A 26,422-nucleotide genomic window follows, 5' to 3' on the forward strand; every position below is an offset into this window, starting at 1 on the left:
TTGGTATTGAAAGGTTATGTATAAACCTGGTTTATTTGTGGATGGCTCGTGGACAAACCCACGATTGATTACCAGAAACGCGGTTGATTTCCTTAATTTCTATTAAAGCAACTTTTTTATTGAAATGTTATGCCAAGCAATCGGAAAAAGCGACCGATCGCTGTTGATTTATTTGCAGGCGCGGGCGGCATGACTCTGGGCTTTGAACAAGCTGGTTTTGATGTACTTGCATCCGTCGAAATTGACCCTATTCACTGCGCCACACACGAGTTTAATTTCCCGCTGTGTTCTATTCTGTGCAAAGATGTCACACAGCTTACGGGATCGGAAATTCGGAAAAAATCGGCGATCGGGCGGCGCGAGATAGACGTAGTAATCAGCGGTTCGCCCTGTCAAGGATTCTCCATGATGGGCAAGCGCGATGTGGACGACCCGCGAAATTCTCTAATTTTTCACTTTCAGCGCTTAGTTTTGGAGCTAAAACCCAAGTTTTTTGTAATGGAAAATGTGCCGGGAATTGCATCAGGAGAACACAAAGAACTCCTGAATGTTTTAATTAGCTCTTTTATGAAACGTGGCTATAAAGTAGAAGAAAATTATCAAGTTCTCAACGCTGTTCACTATGGAGTGCCGCAAGCTCGCAAACGATTGTTTTTGATTGGGTGCAAAGAAGGTTATGAGCTACCCAAATACCCTCAGCAAACTACTATACTGCCGAAAATTAAAATTCCTAAACGCTATAAAAAAATTAATTTACCTGCTGTTCCGACAGTTTGGGATGCGATTGGAGATTTGCCGGAAGTGGAAAACTACAGCGAGTTGCTGCACCGAGATTGGGTAATGGCGGAGTACGGAAAGTGCAGCACTTATGCGAGTATAATGCGCGGAATTGATGGTTTGGATGATGATTATTCCTACGATCGCGAGTACGATCGACAAATCCTCTCTTGTAGTTTGCGAACTAAACATTCTCAGGAATGTATGGAAAGGTTTCATGCTGCCAAACACGGCGAAAAAGAGCCGATCAGCCGTTTTTACAAGCTACATCCCGACGGAGTTTGCAACACTCTCAGGGCGGGAACCGACAGGGCGAGGGGGGCTTATACTTCTCCGAGACCGATTCACCCGATCGCCCCTCGGTGCATTACAGTCAGAGAAGCTGCGCGACTGCATTCCTATCCTGACTGGTTTAGATTTCACGTCACAAAATGGCACGGTTTTCGCCAAGTCGGAAATTCTGTACCGCCGCTTCTGGCGAAAGCTGTCGCAGCGCAGATTATTAGCGCTTTGGGCGTGGAAGCAATTAAGCCGAGTCTCAAACTAACCTGGGGAGATGATTCGTTGCTTAAACTCAATTGGTCAGAAGCAGAACAATATTATATCAAAAGTTAAGAATTAGATTGACAGCGTATATGCAGGGCTACCCCCAATTAAGCGCGGGTTTAGCGTCGCCTGTATCAGCGATCGCACTTCGATGACCAGCACAAGATGTCCTGGGTAGTTAAACAAACGGGGAATGTATTCCGGCGCGCTGTGCAGTTTGTTCAAGGTAAAAGTGGGAACTATTTCGACTACTGGTATGCAATCCAAGGCGTAGCGATCGTCCTATACATAAAATAGCAAAATCAACATCTGCATATCATGGGAGATTTGAGATTGTGAAAGTCTACCGGAAAACATTTTGATAAATTTCGCTGAGTTTTGCAACAATTACCAAGAAATTGGGTCTAAAGCCCCGTCCTTCTAGGACGGCTTTAATTAATTATCAACTTTTGTTAAGTGTTTTCTTGAACTTTCTTGCATTGTGTTCATTGTAGAGTACAATAACTATACTACAGGTAGAATAACCGCCGATACACATGAGACACCACGCTCAAACGACTGGTCGGAAAACAATAATGGTTAGTGGGTGGCGAAAACCACAAAAAACATAGCTGGGCTAACTAATGTAAGCCAAAATCAGAGACTAAACTTTTTATTTCTAAAATGTACTGTGGGGCACACAGAAACAAGAGAAGCAATTCTCGAAAGCTTGGGGAGACAAACTCTCTGAGGCTATCTAAATTAAGCTCGATATTTGGTTCTTTTGAACGGATACCTGGTTTAAACACTGCCGCAAGGATAGATAGTTTTAAGGTAGGTCGCAGAACCAAGAATCCCCTCGCCTTGACTGCTGGGGAGTGTCAAGAGTCTTTTGGAATTCTAGAGCTATCGTGTAAAAAGTGTATTTTCAGGAGACTCAAATACTATGGGTTGGTTTAAAAGACTGTTCGGACTCGAAAAGCCGGCACCCCAGGCTGAACCGATGGCACAAGTAGTACAGCAAGCTGCCCAATCGCAATCTATCGCTCCTGCTAAAGTCGGCCCAGACGGAAATTTTGACGAAAGCGGCCTGGCGAAGCGGGTGGCTTTAGCTTTTGACGGCGATCCAGAAGTTGCTGATATCGAGACTGTTTATGTGGCTCAGCTCAGCGGCACGGTTGTTCTCAAAGGTCAAGTTCCCAGTCAGGAAATTCTCGACAAGTTGGTGGCGATCGCCTCTGCTGAAGAAGGTGCCGCAGGCGTGCAAACCGATCAGGTGACAGTTGGCTAGTTCTGCGGAACCGAAGCAGTTTCGCTCCGGGTGCTGCTCGAATTAGTCAAAAACTCGATTAAACCCGCTGCGGCGGGTTTTTTCTTGCCGTCTCCCCCCTCCAAATATTAATTTTTGTAAATAAAACGGATTCATCTCAAAAAACCGTATAATTGAATACAGAAACTAAAAAAGTTTTAGCCAAGAAAACCAACCCTGACCTGACTGCCCTTTTTATCTCCATAAATATAAGGATCAAAAAATATGAAACTAACTTATCGCGGTTCAAACTACGAGTACGACATTCCGACAGTTGATATGGTAGAAGGCGAAGTCGCGGGCAAATACCGGGGGCAAAACTGGAACTATCGGTATCCGAGACACATTCCCAACCCCAAAAAATACGGCGGCCCAAACTATACCAAAAAGCGAGATGCTCAATCGGGCGATCGGGATGTCGCAGCAGCTAACGCCCCAGGGGCGGTTAAATCTTACCCAACAGTTATGGAAGTGGCGCAAGTGCACCGGGCGAATCTTTGCAATATTCTCGATCGTAGAAAGGAAGCAGCCAAAGCCAAGGGCGATGAAACACTGCTGCGCTTGCTAGAAATTGAGTCGAGACAGATGGTGTGTTAGAGAAAAGCTTCAGAAAACAAAGCGTTTGTCAAGAGGGGGGAAATCGAGTTAAGCTCAATTTCCCCCTTTTGATGCTGTTTGTGCGATCGAATTCTCCTTTCCCCACAGCGCGCACGGCGATGTATTATTGATTTAGTTGCCCCTTAATTTTCAAACAAAACTTTATAAATTCTTGAAAACTAAGTAAGTGATCTGAATTGGCCTCAAGTCTTGCTATCAGTTGTTCAAGGTAATATTTTTCTTGTACTTCTCTCGGTTTAGATTTATGGTAAGAAAAGCTCTTGTTTGACGCAGAACTACGCTCTTTGAAAATTTCTCTAAGATAACCTTCATGAAACAAAGCTTTTGTTTTATATCCAAAAATATCCTTTGTATTTTGTTCATCTTGCACAAATTCACTCGCTAAGTCTTCGGGATTACTTGTGCTTACATCAAAATATTCGATGTATTTTTTCAAAATTGAATTATGTTGTGGATGTCTGACAAAGAACTTCCTATTGCCTAAAAACCAAGTTTCAATACAAACTTTCTGCACAATAATTTCAAGTTGGCAATTTTCCGGTAATGTTTTAAAAGGTTTATCTTTTAATTCTAACTTAATTTGAGCGTCAGCTTCTGCTTTTTTCTCTGCAACTGTAAAACGGTCTGCATCTGTAAATAGTACCAAGTAATTATATTTAGGAAAATCGTTAATTTCTTGGATAGCATTAGCAGCAACTCTGTAGCAGCTAGGAACGCCCATATCACTTTCGTAATAATAGTTATTCTTATTTACAGCATCAAAATTATCCACTTCTGTCAAGTCTGGAAGAAGTACAGATAACCACTTGTTATAAACAATCGGTTCTGTCTTCCCTTCAAATACAAAATAGAAGTTCATACTATGATTGTTTTTCTAGAATTTTGGTTAATTGAATAAATGCGTCTTGTTTAGATTTACCCAAACGATAATCTGAAGCATTACAAATGCTAATATGTCCGCCCTGTCGAGTCACAATTTTCCAATATTCATACGGAATATTATTGATAATGTAAGGGTGATGGCTTGTAGCAATAAATTGTAAGGTTTTATTTTCGTGAATCAGGTCATCAGTCAAGATGTCAATACAATTTATGCCTAAACTATTTTCAAATTCATCAATCAATATTACCGAACCTTCATTTGCCAGAAACATTTCGGCAATATGAATAATTGTACGCAACATCCCCGAAGACATCCTATTTTCTCTAATCCATTTTGGTACAGATTTCTCTTTTATAGAAATACCAGGCTGAAATTTCTCAGCAATTGATTTAGGAAATATGTCTGTTTTAAAAGGCTCAACTTTTAGATCTTCTATTTGTGGAAAAATGTCAATAAATCTTGACTTTATTTTTTCATAAATATCTAACTTGTTTTCAAAAGTCAGATATAGTTTAGTTCTAATATCCTCATCACTATTTACTATGCTGTCTAAGGTTTTGTATTTATTTTTGAGCGAGTGCAAAGATTGGTTTGAGTTTATAAGACGCCGACCGTTTATTGTATGATCGCGATATTCTATTTTATTTATAGCATCAAAGGCTTCTTTAATCACACTTTCTTCTTTCAGAATATATATCATTGATTGATGCGAAGAAAGTTTAGGCATTGGGGTATTTTTAAACGTAATTTCTTCCAAATTTCGCTTAAGAATTAAAAGCCGATCGTTTGAGGTCAATTTTTCATAAATTAAGGAATATTGTTCTCGCTCATCTTGTTTTTCTTTTTCATCATCCTCAAAACTTAGTTCATTTGTTTCAACAGTATCAAAACCACCTTCCCAAATAAATTCAGTACCGTTTACCGTAGAAAATTTGATTTTCCATTCAAACCCATTTATAGCTTTTCCATTTGCAATACGTCTTAAATCGATAATTGCACGCAGGATTTGGGTTTTGCCTGCACCTGATACACCTACTAAAAGGGTTAAGTTTGATGAAAACTTAATTTCATCAAAATCCCACTCAAAAAAATTATTTTTTAGTCTAAGTGAAATAATCTTCATAATTTAAAATGGTTTTTATTGTTCATATGACCCAACGTATTTGCATTTTTGCAATCGAGTAATATTCGGGATTCTCCTAAGCTCTACATTTTATTTATAAACCATTAAGAAGCCTTGTGTCAATACCGACTTTGGGAGACCAACTCCAGAAAAAGAAACCGGGTTTTTCACGAGTTCAAGGCTCAAATGCAGTAATTTCGTACAAAACCCGGTTTCTGATTATCACCATCACCCCTTGACACAAACCACCTGCTTCAAAGTCGCCACAACTTCCACCAAATCCGACTGCTGACTCATCACCTCATCAATCGACTTGTAAGCCCCCGGAATTTCATCTAAAAATTGCTCATCTTTGCGGCACTCAACCCCGTCAGTCTGCCGCACAAAATCATCGAGAGTGAATACATTTTTAGCTTGAGTGCGAGACATCAAGCGCCCCGCGCCGTGACTGCAACTACAGTAACTTTCAGCATTTCCCTTCCCTTTAACAATAAAAGATTTCGCCCCCATCGAACCCGGAATAATCCCGTAATCCTGTACATCGGCGCGCACGGCACCCTTGCGAGTCACATACACATCTTCCCCAAAATGCACCTCTTTTTCCGCGTAATTGTGGTGGCAATTCACCTCTAATAACGGCTTAACAGATTTGCCGCCCGCGACGTGCTTTTCCACAATTCGCTTAAACCGATTCATCATTACATCGCGATTAAAACGAGCATAATCTTGCGCCCACTGCAAATCGTGCCAGTAAGCCGCAAACTCCCGCGTACCCGCCACAAAATAAGCCAAATCTTTGTCAGCCAGATTAATTTCTGCCAGTTTAGCTAAATCTTTAGCCGTCTCTATATGCTGCTGTGCGAGCAAATTCCCAATGCCGCGAGAACCAGAGTGCAGCATCAGCCAAACAAAGTTTTCAGTATCAACGCAAACCTCAATAAAATGATTACCGCCGCCGAGGGAACCCATTTGTTTTAAGGCTTTATTGTTTTGGTGCTGTACGCCTTGATGAAGTTGCTTAAACTCTCCCCATCCTTGCCAGTTGGTGACTGTTTTTTCTACTTCTTTATTTTCCGCAAATCCCACGGGAATCGCGGCTTCGATATCGAGGCGAATTTGTTTGAGTTTGCCTTCTAATTTGTTGGCGGTGAAAGGCATTTTCACAGCCATCATGCCGCAGTTATGGACAAATACTCCCGCAGTTAACGCAAAATTGCCGTATTCTGGAACTGTTAGGCAATAGACATCTTCCTTTTCAAATAAAGGAATAACAGCAACTACTTTGTGGTTGTAGCCGTGCTGATTTTTTCTGTGATTGTGAAGTCCGATAGGAGTTTTAACTTCCTCTCCACAACTCTCACAAGTGTATAGCCGATTAGCAAGTTCTTTACTCTTTGCTTTACCCTTTTCACTCTGATTGTAATTAATTAGATACTGCTTTCCTCGTTCGCCATTCCCCGCAACTGACTCTTGGAAGTGTTGGGGATTATTCTCCATATACTTAAGGATATTTTTCGTCCCGCGTTCGGCGTAATACCTGTGTCCGTCTGAGGTTTGAGCTTTATTAGCTAGGGCTTGCTTTCTTTTTTGTTCAAATTCTAGGGATTGCCAATGGGTATTTCTATCAACTAATGAACGGTGATAGGCAGAATGGTCATTATTACCCATGAATTCTAAATTTTCTGGTCTATTATCTGCAGCATCAAAATTTTTGTGATGAATCACAGTTCTCTGATTGGGGAAAGATGGTATGTCTCCTAACAAACCACAACGAGCAATCATCCAATGAGCTTTCTGCCATCTACCTGAATAGTTTTGCTGTACTAAGGTATACCCATCCTTATCTAGTTTGGAATAAAAGGGCATCAATGACGTTCCTGTTGTCAAATCCCGCGCTTCTCGGTATTCACCATTCCGCAACATGAATTGATGATCGGGAGTGCATTTGATTTCTTCTCCATTATCCAGTACCACTTTAACCAGTTCGGCATTATTTCTAGTTAATTTGGCTGTAGCCTTAGCAGCAACAATTCTGCCTGTTTCTGTACAGGAGTAGATAAGAAATTCTTTTTGACTCCTAGCCAGTTCCCCGATCGCATAAGATTTGCCATCCACTAGAGGAATTTGTGTATCATCAGTAAAGCAGCCAATATCAACGCCCACAGCAGCCGGAATAATCGCTTCTTTTGTCGCAATTACGGAACCGACTAAAGCGCCTTTTCCTAAATGTACGTCGGGCATTAGTGCGACGTGTTTGAATACAAAGGGCAAAGATGCTACGTTTGCGGTCATCTTGGTTTCTTTTTCGCCTAGGGCGTGATTTGCCCAAGATAATACTGGTTTTGGGGCTGATATGTCTAATTTTTCGTAGGGCATTTTTATTGAGATTTATTTTGCTTATTGCTCTGTAGTATATATTGTAGCATAAACAATTTATGATGTCAAATTCACCTTACTGGCTGATTTTATTACGGTGCGTCAGCTTAACATCAAATGCAGCACCGATATTGTTTGTGAGTCCGACAGTCCGACAGGGAATGAATTCCCTGTCTCATAGCTAAAGTCCTCGCTCAAGAGGACTAAATCGATCGCACTTCCCGTCAAAATCTACAGTCGGTTTTAACCGACAGTCCGACAGGGAATGAATTCCCTGTCTCATAGCTCAAGTCCTCTGAAAGAGGACTAAAATCCCTCGCACTTCCCGTCAAAATCTACAGTCGGTTTTAACCGACTTTCGCTATGAGGCAGGGGTTTCAACCCTGTCGGATTGTGGGAAAGCGAGTGAAAAGCTAACACGGCACAAGAAGCGTTTTGTATTAAAAATCCTTAAGAAATGCCTAAAGATTGAATGAATAATTTACTGTAGGGTGCCGATTCTTGTACCTTCGCCAGCGAACCAAACAACTCTTTTCCCCCGAAGATAACTAATGTCTTCTGTTGAGATTCAGGTTCTTGAGTCAGGATTTGTGAATGAACGGACAGAATGCTATCTGAATCCCAACGATAGAAATAGTGCAAGTCGCCGCAAAGCTGTTCTTTAATATCCTTGAGAGTAGGGTAAAGTTCTTTACACGAGCGCGGTTCATGACCGCTTAAAATCAGTTCATCTGATATCTCCATTTTGTTAAGATCGATTAGATACATAAGTCCTTCATTACTGTTGATTAGAAGGCGATCGTCCGATAGGTAGCACATAGAGAAGAGAAAACCGTCATCAGAATCAGGCCAAGGCCATTCGCATATTCCCAGTAGATTGCAGTCAGGAAAACTGAATCGGCTGATTGTTCGCTCACAACCATGTAGAACCACAAATTCGCTACCAGCAGGATGAAATTCTGGAGGCCCTGTGTCATCGGGACATGGAACTTCCACGGCGTGAATTTCTGTACCATCATCATACAGCCAATAGATTTGCTCTCCGTCCTGACCGGCAGCAGCCCAAATAGCTAAAATTTGATTTTCCGGGTGCGGGTGAAACGAGAAGGAACTCCATCCAAAAGGGTCTTTGAGCAAAAGTTTTCGCTGGATTTGCCATGAATTGGTATCGCGAATTTGAATCTCGACTTCTTGAGCTTCAATTACTTTCATGCACCAAAAACGCACGCCGTCTGCATCAAACCAGCAGTCCCGAAATCCATTCTCGTTATCCAAATAATGCTTAACAGGAGGGTTAGGTAGCTGTTCTTCAAAAACTAGCTGGTTTTCTGCTGCCACAATTGCTAAATGATTGCCATTTGCCATAATTGCTGCCAGCAAATCGCCTTTGGGGCTGATGGCTGAATGGCTAATTTCGTCGGGAAGCTGGTATTCGTATTTTGGCGACAAGTTACGATCGACTAAAGTGACTTTTTTGCTATCGCAACTTGTCGCAATAGTCCAATCGGAATCAGTGCGTTGATTTATGGCTAAGATACCCCAGTCAATTTGTCTTTCATGTTTTGGTAAAATCAGCATAAAGATATTTCAGCGTAAATAAGCTCTATTTTAACTGAAATCTTGCAGCATTTATCGTAGGGTGCGTCAGTGTGGAATTTCTTTGGGGAGTCAGAGACTGTTTACTGACGCACCTTACCGACTAATTATCGGCGCGTTAACTTAAGATCGAATGCAGTACCGGTATTGTTTGTGAGTCCGACAGTCCGACAGGGAATTCATTCCCTGTCTCATAGCTCAAGTCCTCTGAAAGAGGACTAAAATCCCTCGCACTTCCCGTCAAAATCTACAGTCGGTTTTAACCGACAGTCCGACAGGGAATGAATTCCCTGTCTCATAGCTCAAGTCCTCTGAAAGAGGACTAAAATCCCTCGCACTTCCCGTCAAAATCTACAGTCGGTTTTAACCGACTTTCGCTATGAGGCAGGGGTTTCAACCCTGTCGGATTGTGGGAAAGCGAGTGAAAAGCTAACACGGCACAAGAAGCGTTTTGTATTGAAAATCCTTAAGAAATGCCTAAAGATTGAATGAATAATTTACTGTAGGGTGCGGATTGTTGTACCTTCGCCAGGGAACCAAACAGCTCTTTTCCGCCGAAGATAACTAATGTCTTCTGTTTAGAGTCAGGTTCTTGACTCAGGACTTGTGAGTGAACGGACAGAATGCTATCTGAATCAAAACAATAGAAATATTTCAGGTCGCCGCAAAGCTCTTCTTTAAGATCCTTGAGAGTGGGGTAAAGTTCTTTACACGAGCGCGGTTCGTGACCGATTAAAATCAGTTCATCTGATATCTCCATTTTGTCAATATCGATTAGATACATGAGCCCTTCATCAGTATTAACTAGAATGCGATCGTCTGAAAGGTAGCACATATAGCTACCAAAACCGTCACTCAGCCCAGGCCAAGGCCATTCGCATATTCCCAGTAGATTGCGGTCAGGAAAACTGAATCGGCTGATTTTTCGGCCGCAATCATGTACTATTAGAAATTCGCCACCAGCAGGGTGAAATTCTGGAGGCCCCATGTAATCATCGGCACAGAGAACCTCTACGGCATGAATTGTCATACCATCATCATAAAGCCAATAGATTTGCGATTCGCCCTGACCCTCGGTAGTCCAAACAGCTAAAATTTGATTTTCTGGGTGTCGTTGAAACAAGAATCCACGGTCATAAAAAGGGTCTTTGAGCCTAATTTTTCGCTGGATATGCCATGAATTAGTATCGCGAATTTGAATCTCGACTTCCTCGCCTTCAATTAATTTGATACACCAAAAACGCACGCCGTCTGCATCAAACCAGCAGTCCTGAAATCCATTTTTGTTATACGAAAACTTAACAGGAGGGTTAGGTAGCTGTTCTTCAAAAACTAGCTGGTTTTCTGCTGTCACAATTGCTAAATGATTGCCATTTGCCATAATTGCTGCCAGCAAATCGCCTTTGGGACTAATGGCTAAACAGCTAATTTCGTCGGGAAGCTGGTATTCGTATTTTGGCGACAAGTTGCGATCGACTAAAGTGACTTTTTTGCGATCGCCACTGACAATCGTCGCCCACTCGGAATTAATGGGTTGATTTATGTGTGAGAACGACCAGTCAATTTGTCTTTCATGTTTTGGTAAAATCAGCATAAAGATATTTCAGCGTAAATAAGCTCTATTTTAACTGAAATCTTGCAGCATTTATCGTAGGGTGCGTCAGTCGGGAATTTCTTTGGGGAGTCAGAGACTGTTTACTGACGCACCTTACCGACTAATTATCGGCGCGTTAACTTAAGATCGAATGCAGTACCGGTATTGTTTGTGAGTCCGACAGTCCGACAGGGAATGAATTCCCTGTCTCATAGCGAAAGTCCTCTGAAAGAGGACTGAAATAGATCGTATTTTTCCTCAAAATCTACAGTCGGTTTTAACCGACAGTCCGACAGGGAATGAATTCCCTGTCTCATAGCAAAAGTCCTCTGAAAGAGGACTGAAATAGATCGTATTTTTCCTCAAAATCTACAGTCGGTTTTAACCGACTTTCGCTATGAGGCAGGGAATTCATTCCCTGCCGGATTGCGGGAAAAGCGCGTATTTGCTGGCACTAAAATATTACAAATTCGTAGTCTTTCTCCCCGCCTTCTGCAGGGGAATAACAACCCCGTGCGGCTTCTTTTTCGCTGCAAACATACCAAATAAATCGTGCAGCAAAATGTAAAAACACGGAATAATAAACAGCGTCAGTAGCGTCGCCAGCGACAAACCGGAAAACACCACCACACCCAGCGGTTGCAAGAATTCCGAACCGTCTCCAATGCCCAAAGCTAGGGGGAATAAACCCAAAACTGTGGTAATAGTTGTCATCAAAATCGGACGCAAGCGCTGAGGTGCGGCCCTGAGAATTGCTGTTGTGCGATCGACCTTTTCATCTTCCAGAATTTGGTTCGCCAACTCCACCATAATAATCGCATTATTTACCACAATTCCCACCAGCAAAATCGCCCCCACAATCACCGTTGCGCCGATCGCAGTTTTAGTCGCATACAACCCGAAAATCCCCCCAGCCAAAGCCAGCGGCACCGTTAACATAATCACCAGCGGATCGACAAGCGAATTGTACTGCACCGCCATCACCACAAATACCAAAAACGCCGCCAAAGATCCCAAAACAATCAGCGAACTTTGCAATTCTCGGTTAGTTTCAGCCGCCGAACTCGGTATAACTCGCACTCCTGGTGGCAATTTGATTTCCGACAAAACTTCATCCACTTGTTTCAAAGCATCACCCAAACTCGCGCCCTTATTAATATTCCCAGCAATCATGAAAACTTGGCGCTGGTTAAGCCTTTGAATTTCCCCAGGCGCTTTTCCCAGTTCAATATTAGCCACATCGCTCAAGCGGATAATGCTGTTATCCCTAGCAGTTAAAGGAATAAATTTTAGTTCCGAAATCGATTGGACAGAATCGCGATCGAATTGTACTCGCACATCAACCAAACGGTTTCCCCGCTGCAATTGCGTGGGAACCGAACCTTGAATTGCTGTCTGAATCGCCTCTCCAATTTGCCTCGCATTCAATCCGTAGATTTCCGCTTGTTCCCAGTTGGGGCGAATCTGCACTTCCGTCTGCTGCGGGTCTCCATCCGGGCGAAAACGAGCTAATTTTACCTTCTTATCCAAAGTTCCCAATATCTCGCGGCCGGCTTGCTGCAATATTTGTTCGTTTTCGCCCTGAAGCAGGATATCAATTTCAGCGCCGCGCACTGGCGAATTAGTTAAAACCAAACCCCGCACATTTTCTGGATTCAGCCGCAAACGAGTATTTTTGGGCAAATCAATTTTATTCAATTCTTGCGTAACTCGCTCCACAAAAGCCAATGTATTGGTGCCAGGTTTCAGCGTAATGTTGCAGCCGCCGCGCAGCAAATTTTCTACCGTATTGTTGCCGAACAACAGCCCGCCCACTGTCGTCAAAGTGTATTGAGTTTCTGGTTGGCTGAGGATAATTTTCTCAGCTTCTGCCATGATTTTTTGGTTGGTTGCCAAATTTGTGCCGGCGGGAAACAAAGCAAACAATCTCGCTTGACCGGTATTAATTCTCGGTAATATTTCCTGGGGAATTTGACCAGCCATCAGCCAACTGCCGCCGCCCAATCCAATAATTGCTACTGCAATGATAATCAACCGCCACCGCACTATGCCCGATAAAAATTTACCGTAACCGGCCGTAGCATTAGTAAAAGCTCGATCGAATGCGCGCAGCGGCCAAAAGTTGCTCAAACCGCTGGATACCCGCAGCGCTAGCAGTCGAGAAGCCATCATCGGTACAACTGTCAATCCGACAATCAGAGAGGCGGCGACGGAAAAGGTGATGGTGAGAATTAATTCGTTGAAAAGTAAGGAAACTAAGCCGCCTATTAGCAAAAATGGCAGTACGGCAACTAAGTTAGTGATGGTGGAAGCAAATAAAGCTGATTCTAATTCTTGGCTGCTTTTTTCTGCTTGCTGCATCAACTGCTTGTTACTTAAGCGCTGCTTGCCGTTGGCACTGTTTTTATTGCTGGTTCCTTCGACAATATTCTCCAGCATGACGATCGAGTTATCGACCACAATTCCCACGCCCAGTGCCAAACCGCCCAAACTGAAGACGTTGAGAGATAGGTGAAAAACTCCCATCAGAATAATCGCCATTAAAGTTGCGAGGGGAATTGCCAGCACAATAATCAAAGTTTGGCGCAGGGAAGCGAGGAACAGCAATACAGATGCCCCGGCTAAAACAGCCCCGGTTAAACCAGAAAATACGACGTTGCTAATAGAATCGCGGATGAACTTAGACTCATCAAAAGTATTGACTATAGTCGTGCCTTCGGGAATGAGCCCGGATTCTTTTAATTCTTCTAGCCGCTTTTTGATGCCGTCTACAACGGAGATAGTATTAGCATCCGGCTGCTTTTGAATGGTAATTTTTACGGCGGCTTTCTGATTGAGAAATACTTTAACTCGTTCTTCTTCTGTACCGTCAATTACCTGAGCAAAATCACGCAAAAAAACTCGTTTTGGCGGATTGGAACCCGATGCTTGAAACGAAATTTCCTGAATTTCTTTCGCATTCTTAAATCGCCCGACGGTACGGGTTAAAGGTTCCGCTGCTTCTTGCCGCAGCCGGCCGCCCGAAGTGTCGAGATTGCGGGATTCGAGGGCTGATAAAACGTCGGAAATACTGACCCCTAAAGATTGCAAGCGATTTAAGTCAATATTTACTTGAATTTCTTCTTGCACGCCGCCGGCCACGTCAACTGCTGCTACTCCTGGAATTACGTTTAGTTCTCTGGATAATTCTTCGTCGGCAAATACGCGCAAATCAACTCCTTGCAGGGAGTCGGAAGTGAGGGCAAATTCGTAAATCGGCTGCTGGGAAGGGTCAACTTTGAAGAGAGTGGGCGATTCTACTGTATCGGGAAGTCGGTTGCGGATGCGGTTGACAGCCGCAGTGGCGTCGTTGAGGGCCTGGTCGATGTTTCCCCCCGGTTTGAAGAATAAATCGACGCTGACTTGTCCTTCGCGAGTCCGGGAGAAAACTTGCATGACGCCTTCAGTGGCGGAAAGTCCTTGTTCGAGGGGGCGGGTAACTTCGTCTATTGCTACTTCTGGGGAGACGCCGGGGGCGTTTAAGCGCACGCCGATGCGGGGATATGTGATGGATGGTAGCAAGTCAACGGGCAGTTGGGTGATGTAAAACAAGCCCACGATTATAATAGCAAGTGTCAGCATGAGGGTGCCGATGTGGCGGCGAATGGCGGTCGCGCTAATACTGAATCCGGTTTTGTCGGGAGTCATTCGATTTTAGATTTTAGATTTTAGATTAAAGAATTGAAAAGTTTACCCCGTCACTCAGCCTGCAAAGGAATGAATCGCGGGGCGGGCGACTAAATTGTTTTCGGTCAGGCTTTATTGTGTATCGGGAGTGAGAGAATATTTACGCTCCGCACCTGACAAGTAGTATAATAAATTTTAATAAATTGTGAAAAATGTTTTTTTGAATATTCCTTTAGAGGTAGTCGATCGCCCAAAACGCTGATTGCCAGAAATTGCAAGGGGCTTTTGAATCTCTGTAAGTTATCGCCATCAGGAACAGGCAAGATGCCTGTTCCACAAGAAAGTTTATTTGTTGTGGAATAGGCATCTTGCCTGTTCCTAAAGTCTTCTTCCCTTCTCCCTCTTCTTTCTTCCTTCTTCCTTCTTCCTTCTTCCTGACATCCGTTACATCCGTAATCAGGAACAGGCAAGATGCCTGTTCCACAAGAAAGTTTATTTGTTGTGGAATAGGCATCTTGCCTGTTCCTAAAGTCTTCTTCCCTTTTCTCTCTTCCTTCATTTACTGTACTTGAGAGCCGTGGGCGCGGGGGTCGGAGCTACTTGTTTTCACAGGCCCTGTGGGGGGAGTAAAATTAGAAACTTGACCGCCTGCTTGGACGTGTGGCAGAGGTTTTCCTGCAATTAAAGCTTCTAAGTTAGCTTCCATAATACTGCGCGGCATTTCGCCCATCGTTTCAGCAACGGCGCTGCCTTTATCGTTCAAATAGACAAAGTGCGGAATGCCATCTACTCGATATTTTGTGATTTCTGGCAGCCATTTGTCATTGTCTACATTCAGCATCACAAAATTCATCGGTTCGGCGTATTTCTGTTTGATTTCGCTCAGATCCTTAGCCATTGCCTGACAGCTACCGCACCAATTAGCATAAAATTCCATCAGTGTCGGTTTGCCATTTACCAAAGCTGTTTCTAATGGCGTTGAAGCTTTTGCCATGTCGGTGAGACTGCTTGACGGCGTTTGGGTTTGCAGCCCGAAGAAGATTGATATTGAAAGGGCGATCGCTGTTAACACGATCAATAAGTTTCTGAGGCGCGTGGCGACTTTTGTTTCGGGATTTTTGGCGGCGGGGGCGACAGTTGAGTTGGGCGAATTCTGGGTCATAAAATATATTGCGGTTTTATTTCTATGTTTGTATCTTAAATAATAGATTCAGATTATAGCACATTTTGAGATAATCAGACCAATCTCATAAAATTTTTTGAAGAGGCCAGAATTAGGCCAAGTGCGCTAAAACATAAGATAACAAAGATTGTTTGTAAATTACCGAGGACTTGCAGGGTGAAAAAACGGGTAACACTGACGTTTCCCCAACGATCGATCCAAATGCCTGTCACCTATCGACTGGCAAAGGATTTTAATGTTGCAGCCAACATTATCCGCGCTCAGGTGGCTCCGAATCAAGTGGGCAAACTGGTGCTAGAGTTATCAGGGGACATCGACCAACTAGAAGCGGCGATCGACTGGATGCGATCGCAAAATATCGGCGTTTCCCTAGCCAGTCGGGAAATACTCATAGACGAAGATATCTGCGTTGACTGCGGTTTGTGTACGGGAGTTTGCCCGACAGAAGCCTTGACCCTTGACCCAGAAAGCTTTAAACTAAGTTTTGCTCGATCGCGGTGTATCGTTTGCGAGCAGTGCATCCCTACTTGTCCGGTGCAAGCTATTTCTACTAACCTCTAGGCCCTGTACAAACTCATCGGGAGCATCATCTTTTTTTTGCCTGGTTCTCCTAATGGTGCGATTGGATGAAAAAAAACTCTTGGGTTTCCCTAACTCTACTTTTTGTTACTTATTTCACTTTTGGCTGGAAATTATCTGAGTTTGATGTTCCCCCGCACCTGACTTGGTTTCTAGCCATAGCTTCAATTTTAGTATTTGCTGTCGCCTTGTCGTTCCCTCTGAGAGACATAAAAGCCTTAATTTTGCGGTGGTTTTCGAGTGATATCGGTGCTTTTCTTTCTATTATTGTAGGAGCTTTTGTGGCAGTGGTAGTTTTTGCTTGGCTGCACCTTTTTGCTACTTGTTTACTCTTGATTTCAGCCGGAGCTTTGGCAAGACTCGATATTCAAATGTCTGGTTGGAAGAATTGGCGGGCTTTTGCGGTATTAGCTACCATTTCTTTAACAGGTGTGGGGTTGGGCGGAGCGATCGAGTTTTGGTCAAGGACAGGCAAGCTTGTATTCTCTTAATGAGGAACGGGAAATTCATCCAACCAAATTCTATAACTCGCAACGGATATGTAGCCCAAAACTATCAGCTCGCCCATCAATAAATACAGCTTATTTTTTTTCAATCCCCCACCCCCGGATTAATTCCCCGTTCCGCGCATCATAGTAGTTTTCCAGCCTCGTGAGGTAAAGCTTCTCAATTGCCGATTCCCCGTTGCGCGTTACTAATTCCCAATTACTGATTACCAATTACTAATTACCGACACACCGGGAGTGGAACTGAAAACCCCTAGGGCAGTATTGAGGTGGAGGGACTGTTGCTCAAAATGTTATTCCCAAGAGCCCGCAAGTCCCGCAGCCAAAAACTCATCCCAATAAAAAAGCAGCTTTAGGGAGCTGCTCGTCAGAATGCATGAGGTATTGTTTTTAGAATAGGACAGATTAAATTCGATCAGTGCTGGGTTACATTTTTTGATACGGGAGAGTTGATGAGGGAATGGACGATCGTAAAATCGTCACATAGGAGGATAGCATTGATGCTAAATTTCCCGACAATCAAGTTAGCGTTTAACTGTCCTTGCGCCCTACAGCCCTTCAGCGGTGGGGCCATTTTATTTTTAGGGAAAACTCAATAGCCGACTTTAACGCATTAGATGAGTCTGCCATTAGTTCTTGTATAAAATCTCCGCATCGCCACATCCTCATACCATTTTAGATTTTAGATTTTAGATTTTAGATTTTGGGAATGACAGATTAAGCTGGTGGTTTGGAGCTTGCGTAGGGTTGCATTATTTTTGGGAACTAATACCAAAAGTCCTCAGAAACCTGTTAAGCTGTTGTGCATTTAAATTGAATGTCAAAAAATAATCTAAGCTTTGTGGGGAGTAGGGGTTGGGCCTAAGAGCCCGCCCTAAATATGCAATTTAAATGCGTGACAGCTTATTTTCTCAGCAACCCGGTTTCTGAATGTATCAATTGAGATCGGGCCCGGTTTCTGGTTTGATAACTTTTTGGATTTCCTCGATCGCCCTAGTCGCCACTGTTTCAGGCCTTTCACCCACACCAGCATAGACTCGGACATCTGCTTGAGTGTAGAAACGCTCTCGCTCTTTAAAAAGGCTTTGCAGCTTAGATTTGAGCTCGCCCTCCTGCAGTAGGGGTCGAGCGGTGTCCGAACGCAGTCGATCGTACAATTGATCTACAGGCACATCCAGCCAAACCACTACACCGTAGTGCAAGTAACCCCAATTCATCGATCGCGTCACAATGCCACCGCCCGTAGCCACCACCGAATTTTGATACGCAGACAACTCCCCAAGCACTTTACTTTCTAGTTCCCGAAAAGCCTCTTCCCCTTCTCGATCGAAAATCTCAGCAATTGACTGATTAGCAACTCGAACAATTAGTTCATCAGTATCAAAAAAACGGTATTTTAATTTTTTTGCCAAAATCCGCCCCACCGTTGTTTTTCCCGCACCCATCATCCCGACAAGATAGATATTTACTCCCCTCAACCCATCCACTGCCAAATCCTCCGATATTTTTCTATTTTTTCAGGTTAATCGATCTGCCACTGAGGCCATCATCGTCATCAAACTCATCACCCTCATCCAATCCCCAATCCTCATCTGCTTCTGCCATAGGATTTATTGGTGTTTCATCAGCGGGTTTAGGAATCTGCCCTTCCAGAGGAATCAGCACTCGATACTCCGCATCGTATACAGACTCTGTTTGTCCCACCCCAGACTGGCTCGGATCTCGATAGCCGTAAGAATATACTGAGCCAGCCCAAGACTTGCTTTTCGGTTCCTGCTGAGCTTCGTAAGCCCTCGGATTTGCCGCTGGAACATCATTTACCTGCGGTCGATCGGGAAAATCGCGATCGTCCCCCCAATCATCATCGCCCCCTTGAGAACGCGATTTTGAGCCATCTGAGACCCAATCATCCTCATCGTCTGCCGCTGCATAACTCCCCGGTTGAGCATAATCCTTCGCCCCATCCGGGTTCGGAGTTTCTTGCTGGAAAGTCCGGGCACTGTAACCCGCCGACGTGCCGTACTCAGTTCGGTAGGAACCAGGAGCTTGAGTTTGGCTATTTTCCCTATTCAGATCCGGGTCAATTCCCTGTTTTCTAGGAGGGGGAGGCGGCGTGTAAGGTGTTCTGCTGTCCTCTGGGAAAGTATCGGGACCGCTGCGACTGGATCTGCCGCTGCGGTCTCCCGTTGGAGATAGGTAATTTGAAAAAGCGAGCAAACCCGAAATCAATAAAGATGTGACAGATCCCACCGCCATGCTCAGCAAAATCCAGATAGATAAAGGCAAAGCAGGCGATCGAACTCCCAAAAATACCAGCGATAATGCCGGCTCCACATTTTGCAGGGCAAAAATAGTTAGCCCTACCACAATTACTAGCAAAAAAACAGGACGCATATCAAATTTTAATTTGTAATTTGTAAATCACTAATAACTAATAACTAATGACTAATGACTAATGACTAATTATTACTCCTCTTCCTTCCAGCGTTTGAGAGGAACGCAATCAATCCCCAACTGGTCTAAAGCGCGAGCCACCACAAAGTCTACCAAATCTTCAATAGTTTGCGGATTGTGATACCAAGCAGGAATCGCTGGTACAATTCTAGCTCCAGCTTCCGCCAAGGTAGTCAAATTCCGCAGGTGAATCAAGCTAAAAGGCGTTTCGCGAGGCACGAGTACCAATTTTCGCCCTTCCTTGAGCTGAACGTCGGCCGCTCTTTCGAGCAAATCCGAGCTCAAGCCAGCCGCCAACTTGCCCAGCGTACTCATGCTACAGGGAATAATCATCATCCCTTGGGTGCGAAAGGAGCCACTAGCAATATTAGCACCGACATCTTGCCAGGGATGGCACCGAAGTTTACCCATTGTGGCTACTCCTGCTTGTTCCCGCCAGAATTCCTCTTGAAGCGTGGGTTCTGCGGGCATTCGAGTGTTCTGTTCGCTTTGCCAAACCATGTAAGTAGACTTGGAAGCGACCAGTTCGATCGCGCGATCGGCTTCCAACAAATATTTCAAAGTTCGCACCGCGTAAATCAGTCCCGATGCACCGGTAACTCCTACAATTAGAGGTTGGGCGGGGACTGAAACAGAATTAGTCATGGGCAATTATCCAGCAATAAGCTCACTAATTATAGCGCGATAGGTGCTAATAACAGCCACAACACTCATCAATCAATTCAATGATTGCGTGGCGATCGCTCTTAATAACAATAAAAGGCGAAACCTATAGCCACCTGCAACACCCCCGGATACTACAATAAAGTATGCGACTGCGATCGCCAGGATTATCATTACCCTATTCTTCGTTAACAAAAACAAAGGCTAACTGCGATCGCCAGAGTTCCAGATCCCAGCTCCATCTTACATCCTGATAGCCACGACCAACTCTGTGTCACAATAGAACTACTAACTTTACTTTATTAACATCAGGGGAGGCAGACAATGTTCTTAAGATACGAAGATATCGAAATAGTGCAATTAGACATTACCTCCCGATGTAATGCCGGTTGTCCTCAGTGTCCGCGCACGGGGAACCCTATTTTGCCAATGACAGAATTGACAATAGCAGATATTAAGAGAATCTTCCCTAAAGAATTCTGCTCTCAGTTGTCTTGGATTTACCTGTGCGGCAACTTTGGGGATGCGATGGTGAGTAATACCACTCTCCCGGCGCTAAAGTATTTTCACAAAATGGGAGTCAATTACCTTTGGATGTACACCAATGGTAGCGGACGCAGCCCTGATTGGTGGCGACAATTGGCCAAAATTTTGAATCAACCAGAAGATCGCGTTATTTTTGCCATCGATGGATTAGCGGATACCAACCACCTCTACCGTCGCAATACAAACTGGAACCGGATTATGGAATCCGTCGAGGCCTTTATTGGCGCCGGTGGCCAAGCAGAGTGGCAATATTTAGTCTTTGAACACAATCAACACCAAGTCGAAGAAGCTCGCGCTTTGGCCCGTAGACTGGGGTTTATTAAATTTCAAGCTAAAGCAACGTCTCGCTTTGCGCTGTCAGAGGTTGATGAAGTCGGAGAAAAGGAGGAGGCGATCGCAGAGGTGGACTCCCAGACGCAGGAAAAGCGCGATCGTTCTACCCCCATCACCCTAGAAAAAGCAGCTCTCAATTTTCACCGACAAGCTGAAGATTATTTAGCGGAAAAAAATTTAGAACAAGCATTTTTAGCTTGTCAAAAAGCACTTGAAATTCAGTCAAACTTTGCCGTCGCTCACAAAACATTAGGCAATCTGCTACAGCTCACAGACTGTCTGGAGGAAGCGATGAACTCCTATAAAACTGCCCTAGAAATTCAGCCAGAATTTGCCGAAGTTTATGCAAATATGGGCAGCGTTTATGCTTCTCAAAAACAATGGGAATCCGCAATTTATCACTATCAAAAAGCGCTTGAAATTAGACCAAATTTTTCAGGAGTGTATCGAAATTTAGCCAAAATCTGGACACAATTAGGTAAAATAGAAGAAGCAAATGAAGCTTTTCAGCAAGCCGTTAAACTCCAACTCGCTCAAGAAATTGCTCCGGCTAAAGCTGCTAAAGCGAACAAAGAAAGCTCCGTAGAACTCAAGCCGGCTTCCTTACCCCAGTATCAAAATCCAGAAATCCCCAACTTTCGCAAAGCCGTCCAAGAATATGGAGGATTAGAAAATTATTTTCAGGGCATTGAAATTAACTGCCAGTCGCAAAAGAAAGCTGAAATTTACGTTAGTTTTGACGCTGAACTGTGGCCCTGCTGCTATACAGCTCAGACCAAATACGCTCATTACAGCGACACTTATAGGACCCAGGCGATCGCTCTGTTTGAAAAATATGGGCAAGGATTTAACAACCTCCGCAGCAAATCTATCAAAGAAGTGCTAGAAAATGTTTGGTATCAAAAAGACTTAGCCAAAAGCTGGTCTTGTTCGGAGAGACTAGAAATATGCGCCTTGGTGTGCGGGAAAGCCTTCCACCCCACCTCCTCACAGATGCTCTAGATCCTTCACTGACTCGAGTCCAGAAACCTGATTTTTTGGGAAAGTATCGAATTTTAGCACCGCAATATTTGCAAAAAAGCCTGATTTTTCTTGAAGCGGACTTCAGAAACCGGGTTTCATCAAGAAACCCGGTTTCTGAACAGCAGACGTTTGTTAGAAACAGGCGAGAGTTGGAAACTGGCGACGCACCCTACCTTTACTGTTAGCTATCAACTATCAACTATCAACTATCAACTAACTACTCATCATCATCAAAAGCTTGACTGCCGCCGCCAACTGCAACTAAATCAATTTGCTGGCGGTAGTAATCAACACTCTTGACTTGAACTTCTACCCGATCGCCCAAACGGTACTGATTGCGGTTTTTGCGGCCCACCAGAGTTTGCTGGCGCGATCGATATTCGTACCAGTCATCCTTCAGCGAAGAAACGTGCACCAATCCCTCAACACGCAAAATGTCGCTCTCCGGCGGCCGCACCTCAATTTCCACAAAGAAACCGTAAGACTGCACGCCTGTAATCAAACCTTGGAAAGTTTGGCCGGTGCGTTCTTTCATCAATCCGGTTTTCTTCAATCCCTGCAAATCGCTTTCGGCATCCTCAGCAACTCTTTCGCGTTCGGTTAGGTGTACAACTACCGATGCAAACTCCGTCTCAAATTCGTGGTGCAAATCTGGGGGGAGAACATTCCAAGTAATTTGACCGTGACAGGAGGAATGGTGCAAGTCAACTTTTTCCTTAGCCCGTGTTGTGCGGCTGCTGCGCCCTTGCTCGAACACCGCTTGCAACACCCGCAGTACCAGCAAATCGGCGTAGCGGGAAAGCGGCGAAGTGCAGCGCGTGTAACCCTCTGACAGCCCCAAACCGAAGTGCGGCTTGGGAGTTGTGCTGTAAACAGCGGGCTTCATGGTGTCTTCTAGCAGGTAGGTGAGAACTCTTTCGGACTTCAGGCCGGCAAACTGCTGGGTAAATCGCTGAAAGTCCAAGGGCAAAACTTCTTCTTCGGTTTCGAGATACAGTTCGCCTCCGAGGTTGTTGGAGAGTTTGATGAACTCTTGAATGTCTGCCGGGTCTGGCATCGGTTGGACGCGGTAAATTGCTGGGACTCCCAAGGCTTGCAGGTGGGTGGCGACAGCTTGGTTGGCGAGTACCACCAACTCGGAGACAGCCGACTGGGCGGGGGGAGCTGTTGCAAAAGCTCCTAATTCGCCTTCGTCGTCGAAGTGAGAGTTAGCATCGGGCAAATTTAGTTCAAAAGCTCCTCGCTTGAGCCTTGTCTGTCTGGCTGCCTGTGAGGCGGCCCCGATTTGATCTAGGAAAGGACGGAGGGTGGAGGATAAAGGGTGCTCTTCGGCATCGTCTGGTTCGAGAATTGCTTGAGCTTGCTCGTAGGTGAGGTGGTAGTCAATTTGAATGACGCTGGCTTGAATCTCGTATTCTAGGAGTTCTCCTGATTCGTCTAGGGTGAGCAGTATGCTGAAGGCCAGCCGTTCGCTGTCTGGCAGGAGGGAGCAGCGCTCGTTGAGGGTTTCTGGCAGTACGGCGATGATTTTTTCTCCCAGATGGGCGGCGGTTCCTCGCTTGCGGGCTTCACGGTCGATCGGGGTTTCTGGCTGCACGTACTCGGCGGCGTCGCTGATGTGGATTCCTATTTGCCAGCGGCCGGGCTTCAGGGTTTCGATCGACAATGCGCGTTCCACTGGCGGATCGGACAGGAATGACGTTGGATCAAACTCCTTTTCGCCTCCTTCTTCGGAGAGATTTTCCTCCTCAACTCGGGGGGCATGGTTTTCGCTGTTGGTTGTTCCCGGTTCGTTTTTGCTGAAGCTAACAGTCAGAATGTTACGCAAATCTAGGCGTTTTTTGATGTCGGTTTTTTTGACTTTGCTGGGCAAATTTTCGGCTGCTTTGAGGACGGCGGCGGGGAACGATCGCGGCAAGTCGTGTTTGCAGCATACGATGTCGAGGTCGTCCGCGGCTTCGGCGTCGGAACCGAGTACCTGTACTACTTTGCCGACTGGGCGATGGGTGCCGAGGGGGTAGCGTTTGACTTCGACGTGTACTAGGTGGTCGATCGCCTCTTGGAGATTTGTGCCATTTGCGAGCAAGTCTAGTTCAAACAACAGGCGATCGTCCAGGGGGATTGCTCTGTAGCTGACGCGGCCTGTGGGGGTGGCGGTTTGCTTGACTCGCGCCAGTACCGAGGGGTTGGCGCGTTCGAGGATGAGCATGACTTCGCCTTCGGGCGATCGGCGGCGGCTACCTTCTTTGATGATTTTGACTAAGACTCGATCGCCGTTCCAAGCTGTCGAGAGGTGACTTTCCCGCACGTAAACGTCTTCTGAGCCTTCGGCGTCTTGAATTGCAAAGCAAAATCCTTTGCTCGAACAGCGCAGTTTTGCTTCTACTACGTCGTCTTCAGCTACTCGGCGATAGCGGCCTTTGTCTTTGACTAATATGCCAATTTTCTCTAGAGCTTCTAATGCGATTTGAAGTTTGAGTTGACTGGTGGCGTCGTTGCAGTCGAGTTTTTTCTCCAATGCTTTAGGAGCCACTAATTTGTCTTCTGTAAAATTTGCCAGCAGTGCAGCGATAGAAAATTCCATGTAGCGATCGATCCTCTTGTTTCCAGCAATTAGTCTAAATTTTGGCGAAATCAGCCGCACCCCCTCGGGCCCTCGCAGTGCCTGCTTCCCAACAAATACGCGGGTTGATAGGTGGAGACGCAAGCACAGCCACCTTGTTTCATCGCGAGGTTTTTTTGAGATTCTCTCCCGACACCGGCTTCGTGCTAATTGTCTGCTGTCTGTCTTGAACTGACTGCTGACGGTGCAGACAACTGTCCCGCACGCTATTCCCCAATACAATTTTTTAGCGTTGGTTTGTTTGCTTTTAGGTCAGCAGCGCCGAGCACTTGGCGAATTAGAAAGCCTCTGTCGGTTCTTAAAAGATGGCTCGATACTGAAAGCAACGGCTTGAGTCGAGGATGAGCCGATGGAGGGATGGAGAGGGAGAAAATGTGCATTTCTGCCTTCTGCCTTGTTTCCTTCTGCGTTGTTCCTTCTTCCTTTTGAAGTGCCTCTTGCCTCTTGCTTTAGCAAAGAACTTACCGGATCAAGGCAAAATTGCTAGTAGCTCGCCGCTGCGATGCCCCTGTTTTTTGCACGCGATCGGCCCTTGCGGACAGAGGTGCAACGAGCGGGTCGGGAGCAATCTGTGCTGTAGAAAGTGCAGGTACGCAAACCGGAGACTTTTACTACTTTTGCTTAGTTGCTGTGCCATCTCTTATAGGTAGAAATGACGCCCGGTGCTTGTTAGCTTAAACTGCCGGATGTGGGATGGGGTTTAGTGGCGTGAAAGGTTGCGCGGATGACTCACCTTTAATTTATTGTATGTTGAATAGGTGCTTTCAGAAAATTGTTTTCTCAGGGCTGTACTACACTTAAGTCATAAGCCCCCTCTGGTTTCGGGGTCAAAAAATTATGTTTGCTGAATTTCGCGCCCTTTATCCCGCTGGACAGTTAATCTGTGAGTTGCTGACTGTTCATCACGGTAAGTTTGTTGTTCGCTGTCTGGTTCAGGTTGACGGCAAAACTCTGGCTACGGCTATGTCGGCTGCTGAGTCTGTTGAGGATGCTGAAGACCGTGCCCGGTTGCGAGCGATCGCTGTTCTTGGATCTGCTGCGCCCGATCGTGCGATCGCGAGTGTTGAGCCGCCTCCGGTTGCTCCGGTTGCTCCGGTTGCTTCGGTTGCTGCTGTTCCCCCTCCCCCTCCTCCTGCTGTTCCCCCGGTTGCTGCTGTTCCCCCTCCCCCTCCTCCTGCTGTTCCGGTTCCTGTTGGGCCGACAAGTGTTCCTCTTCCGGTTCTAGAAATGCCTGTTGCTGACAAATTGCCGGAAACAGATCAAAGCAATTTTGTCAAGACTGAAGCGAAATTAAATGAAGAGCCGATCGCACCTGTACCGGCACCGCTGCCGCCAACGGTCGATCGCGCGGAGGCTACTGGATTTGTACCAAAGCAGTTAGACTCGGACGCTTGGCTTTCTTCTAGCTACGGCGAACCACTTCAGGAACTGGATGTGCCTACTTCTAGCCAAAGTGAACTGCTACAGGGTGCGGCCGAAGTCAGGGAGTTGCAACCGATCGCAGTGGGAATTCCCAGCGATGCGATCGAGGATAATTCTGATACGATCGCCCAAATAGACGCCATCCTCAAACGCCTGCGATGGAAAAAACCACAGGAAACCCAGTGTCTGGAACACAATTACGGCAAGTCGTCGCAGAGAGAGCTTTCTAGCGAAGAGTTAGTAGATTTCCTAGAATATCTAGAAATCTATAGCAGAACCACTGAGGAAATCCAGCGGCTGGGCTGGACTGCCAACCAAGGAAAAGATTATCTCAAACAAGGTTATGGCAAAGAAGCGCGCCATTTCTTAAATCAAGTAGAATTGCTCGACTTCCTGCAATATCTCGAATCTTTGCCCTAGGAATTCGGCAACTAAACAAGGCGCTGGAGGCTATTAGATTAAAGAAACCGGGTTTTTTACAGAGATTAAGGTTGAGAACCAAAGATTAGGGTAAAAAACCCGGTTTCTCGCCCCCCGTTGCTCCCGGATTAAAGAAACCGGGTTTTTTACAGAGATTAAGGTTGAGAACCAAAGATTAGGGTAAAAAACCCGGTTTCTCGCCC

20 protein-coding genes are annotated in these 26,422 nt (G+C 45.2%); 7 read left to right on the forward strand and 13 right to left on the reverse strand.

From position 1 onward, the window contains the following. The first annotated feature begins 129 nt into the window (after positions 1 to 129). Positions 130 to 1,392 (forward strand): DNA cytosine methyltransferase, encoded by a 1,263-nt coding sequence (locus tag QT992_RS05000; protein ID WP_333337118.1) that lies wholly within the window; start codon positions 130 to 132, stop codon positions 1,390 to 1,392. Between the two features lie 3 nt (positions 1,393 to 1,395). Here the strand turns inward: QT992_RS05000 and QT992_RS05005 are convergent, their stop codons facing one another. After that, positions 1,396 to 1,590 carry a hypothetical protein gene (locus tag QT992_RS05005; RefSeq protein ID WP_333337119.1) on the reverse strand — a complete coding sequence of 65 codons (195 nt, stop codon included), beginning with the start codon at positions 1,588 to 1,590 and terminating at the stop codon, positions 1,396 to 1,398. A gap of 658 nt (positions 1,591 to 2,248) precedes the next feature. On the opposite strand from QT992_RS05005, the gene QT992_RS05010 reads away from it, so the two are divergent. Next, a complete protein-coding gene (locus QT992_RS05010; protein ID WP_333337121.1) occupies positions 2,249 to 2,593 on the forward strand; it encodes a BON domain-containing protein in 345 nt (114 codons plus the stop codon). A gap of 243 nt (positions 2,594 to 2,836) precedes the next feature. Then, a complete protein-coding gene (locus QT992_RS05015; RefSeq protein ID WP_333315792.1) occupies positions 2,837 to 3,208 on the forward strand; it encodes a DUF4278 domain-containing protein in 372 nt (123 codons plus the stop codon). A 124-nt stretch (positions 3,209 to 3,332) separates the two neighbouring features. Here QT992_RS05015 and QT992_RS05020 read toward each other — a convergent pair whose 3' ends face one another. The 8 genes from QT992_RS05020 to QT992_RS05055 form a co-directional block, all read right to left on the reverse strand. After that, positions 3,333 to 4,088 (reverse strand): hypothetical protein, encoded by a 756-nt coding sequence (locus QT992_RS05020; RefSeq protein WP_333337123.1) that lies wholly within the window; start codon positions 4,086 to 4,088, stop codon positions 3,333 to 3,335. A gap of 1 nt (position 4,089) precedes the next feature. Further along, positions 4,090 to 5,235, reverse strand: coding sequence for an AAA family ATPase (locus tag QT992_RS05025; protein WP_333315794.1), 1,146 nt, complete (start codon positions 5,233 to 5,235; stop codon positions 4,090 to 4,092). 228 nt (positions 5,236 to 5,463) lie between these two features. Continuing rightward, entirely contained in the window at positions 5,464 to 7,527 is a 2,064-nt protein-coding gene (locus QT992_RS05030) for an RtcB family protein (protein ID WP_333337125.1), read from the reverse strand. A gap of 534 nt (positions 7,528 to 8,061) precedes the next feature. After that, a complete protein-coding gene (locus QT992_RS05035; RefSeq protein WP_333337127.1) occupies positions 8,062 to 9,189 on the reverse strand; it encodes a hypothetical protein in 1,128 nt (375 codons plus the stop codon). 484 nt (positions 9,190 to 9,673) lie between these two features. Next, positions 9,674 to 10,801 (reverse strand): hypothetical protein, encoded by a 1,128-nt coding sequence (locus QT992_RS05040; RefSeq protein ID WP_333337129.1) that lies wholly within the window; start codon positions 10,799 to 10,801, stop codon positions 9,674 to 9,676. Positions 10,802 to 11,263: 462 nt separating this feature from the next. After that, positions 11,264 to 14,488 carry an efflux RND transporter permease subunit gene (locus QT992_RS05045; protein WP_333337131.1) on the reverse strand — a complete coding sequence of 1,075 codons (3,225 nt, stop codon included), beginning with the start codon at positions 14,486 to 14,488 and terminating at the stop codon, positions 11,264 to 11,266. 211 nt (positions 14,489 to 14,699) lie between these two features. Then, a complete protein-coding gene (locus QT992_RS05050; protein WP_333376647.1) occupies positions 14,700 to 14,981 on the reverse strand; it encodes a hypothetical protein in 282 nt (93 codons plus the stop codon). A 45-nt stretch (positions 14,982 to 15,026) separates the two neighbouring features. Then, positions 15,027 to 15,629 carry a thioredoxin family protein gene (locus tag QT992_RS05055; protein WP_333337133.1) on the reverse strand — a complete coding sequence of 201 codons (603 nt, stop codon included), beginning with the start codon at positions 15,627 to 15,629 and terminating at the stop codon, positions 15,027 to 15,029. A gap of 177 nt (positions 15,630 to 15,806) precedes the next feature. Here QT992_RS05055 and QT992_RS05060 point away from each other — a divergent pair, with 177 nt between their 5' ends. Both QT992_RS05060 and QT992_RS05065 read left to right on the forward strand, forming a co-directional pair. Beyond that, positions 15,807 to 16,211 (forward strand): NIL domain-containing protein, encoded by a 405-nt coding sequence (locus QT992_RS05060; RefSeq protein WP_190741019.1) that lies wholly within the window; start codon positions 15,807 to 15,809, stop codon positions 16,209 to 16,211. A gap of 65 nt (positions 16,212 to 16,276) precedes the next feature. Further along, entirely contained in the window at positions 16,277 to 16,720 is a 444-nt protein-coding gene (locus QT992_RS05065) for a hypothetical protein (RefSeq protein WP_333142069.1), read from the forward strand. Between the two features lie 950 nt (positions 16,721 to 17,670). Here QT992_RS05065 and QT992_RS05070 read toward each other — a convergent pair. The 3 genes from QT992_RS05070 to QT992_RS05080 form a co-directional block, all read right to left on the reverse strand. Continuing rightward, positions 17,671 to 18,222 (reverse strand): shikimate kinase, encoded by a 552-nt coding sequence (locus QT992_RS05070; protein WP_333376649.1) that lies wholly within the window; start codon positions 18,220 to 18,222, stop codon positions 17,671 to 17,673. 22 nt (positions 18,223 to 18,244) lie between these two features. Continuing rightward, positions 18,245 to 19,129 carry a LapA family protein gene (locus QT992_RS05075; protein ID WP_333057891.1) on the reverse strand — a complete coding sequence of 295 codons (885 nt, stop codon included), beginning with the start codon at positions 19,127 to 19,129 and terminating at the stop codon, positions 18,245 to 18,247. Between the two features lie 72 nt (positions 19,130 to 19,201). Then, positions 19,202 to 19,834: a flavin prenyltransferase UbiX gene (locus QT992_RS05080; RefSeq protein ID WP_333057892.1), complete on the reverse strand. Its 633-nt coding sequence runs from the start codon at positions 19,832 to 19,834 to the stop codon at positions 19,202 to 19,204. Positions 19,835 to 20,176: 342 nt separating this feature from the next. Here QT992_RS05080 and QT992_RS05085 point away from each other — a divergent pair, with 342 nt between their 5' ends. Further along, positions 20,177 to 21,733: a tetratricopeptide repeat protein gene (locus QT992_RS05085; protein ID WP_333057893.1), complete on the forward strand. Its 1,557-nt coding sequence runs from the start codon at positions 20,177 to 20,179 to the stop codon at positions 21,731 to 21,733. 238 nt (positions 21,734 to 21,971) lie between these two features. Here QT992_RS05085 and QT992_RS05090 read toward each other — a convergent pair whose 3' ends face one another. Then, on the reverse strand, positions 21,972 to 24,338 hold the full coding sequence (locus QT992_RS05090) for a ribonuclease R family protein (protein WP_333057894.1): 2,367 nt from the start codon (positions 24,336 to 24,338) through the stop codon (positions 21,972 to 21,974). Positions 24,339 to 25,214: 876 nt separating this feature from the next. On the opposite strand from QT992_RS05090, the gene QT992_RS05095 reads away from it, so the two are divergent. After that, positions 25,215 to 26,219 carry a hypothetical protein gene (locus QT992_RS05095; RefSeq protein ID WP_333057895.1) on the forward strand — a complete coding sequence of 335 codons (1,005 nt, stop codon included), beginning with the start codon at positions 25,215 to 25,217 and terminating at the stop codon, positions 26,217 to 26,219. Positions 26,220 to 26,422 lie beyond the last annotated feature (203 nt).

The sequence above is a fragment of the Microcoleus sp. T3_D1 genome (assembly GCF_036700405.1).
Classification (GTDB): domain Bacteria; phylum Cyanobacteriota; class Cyanobacteriia; order Cyanobacteriales; family Microcoleaceae; genus Microcoleus.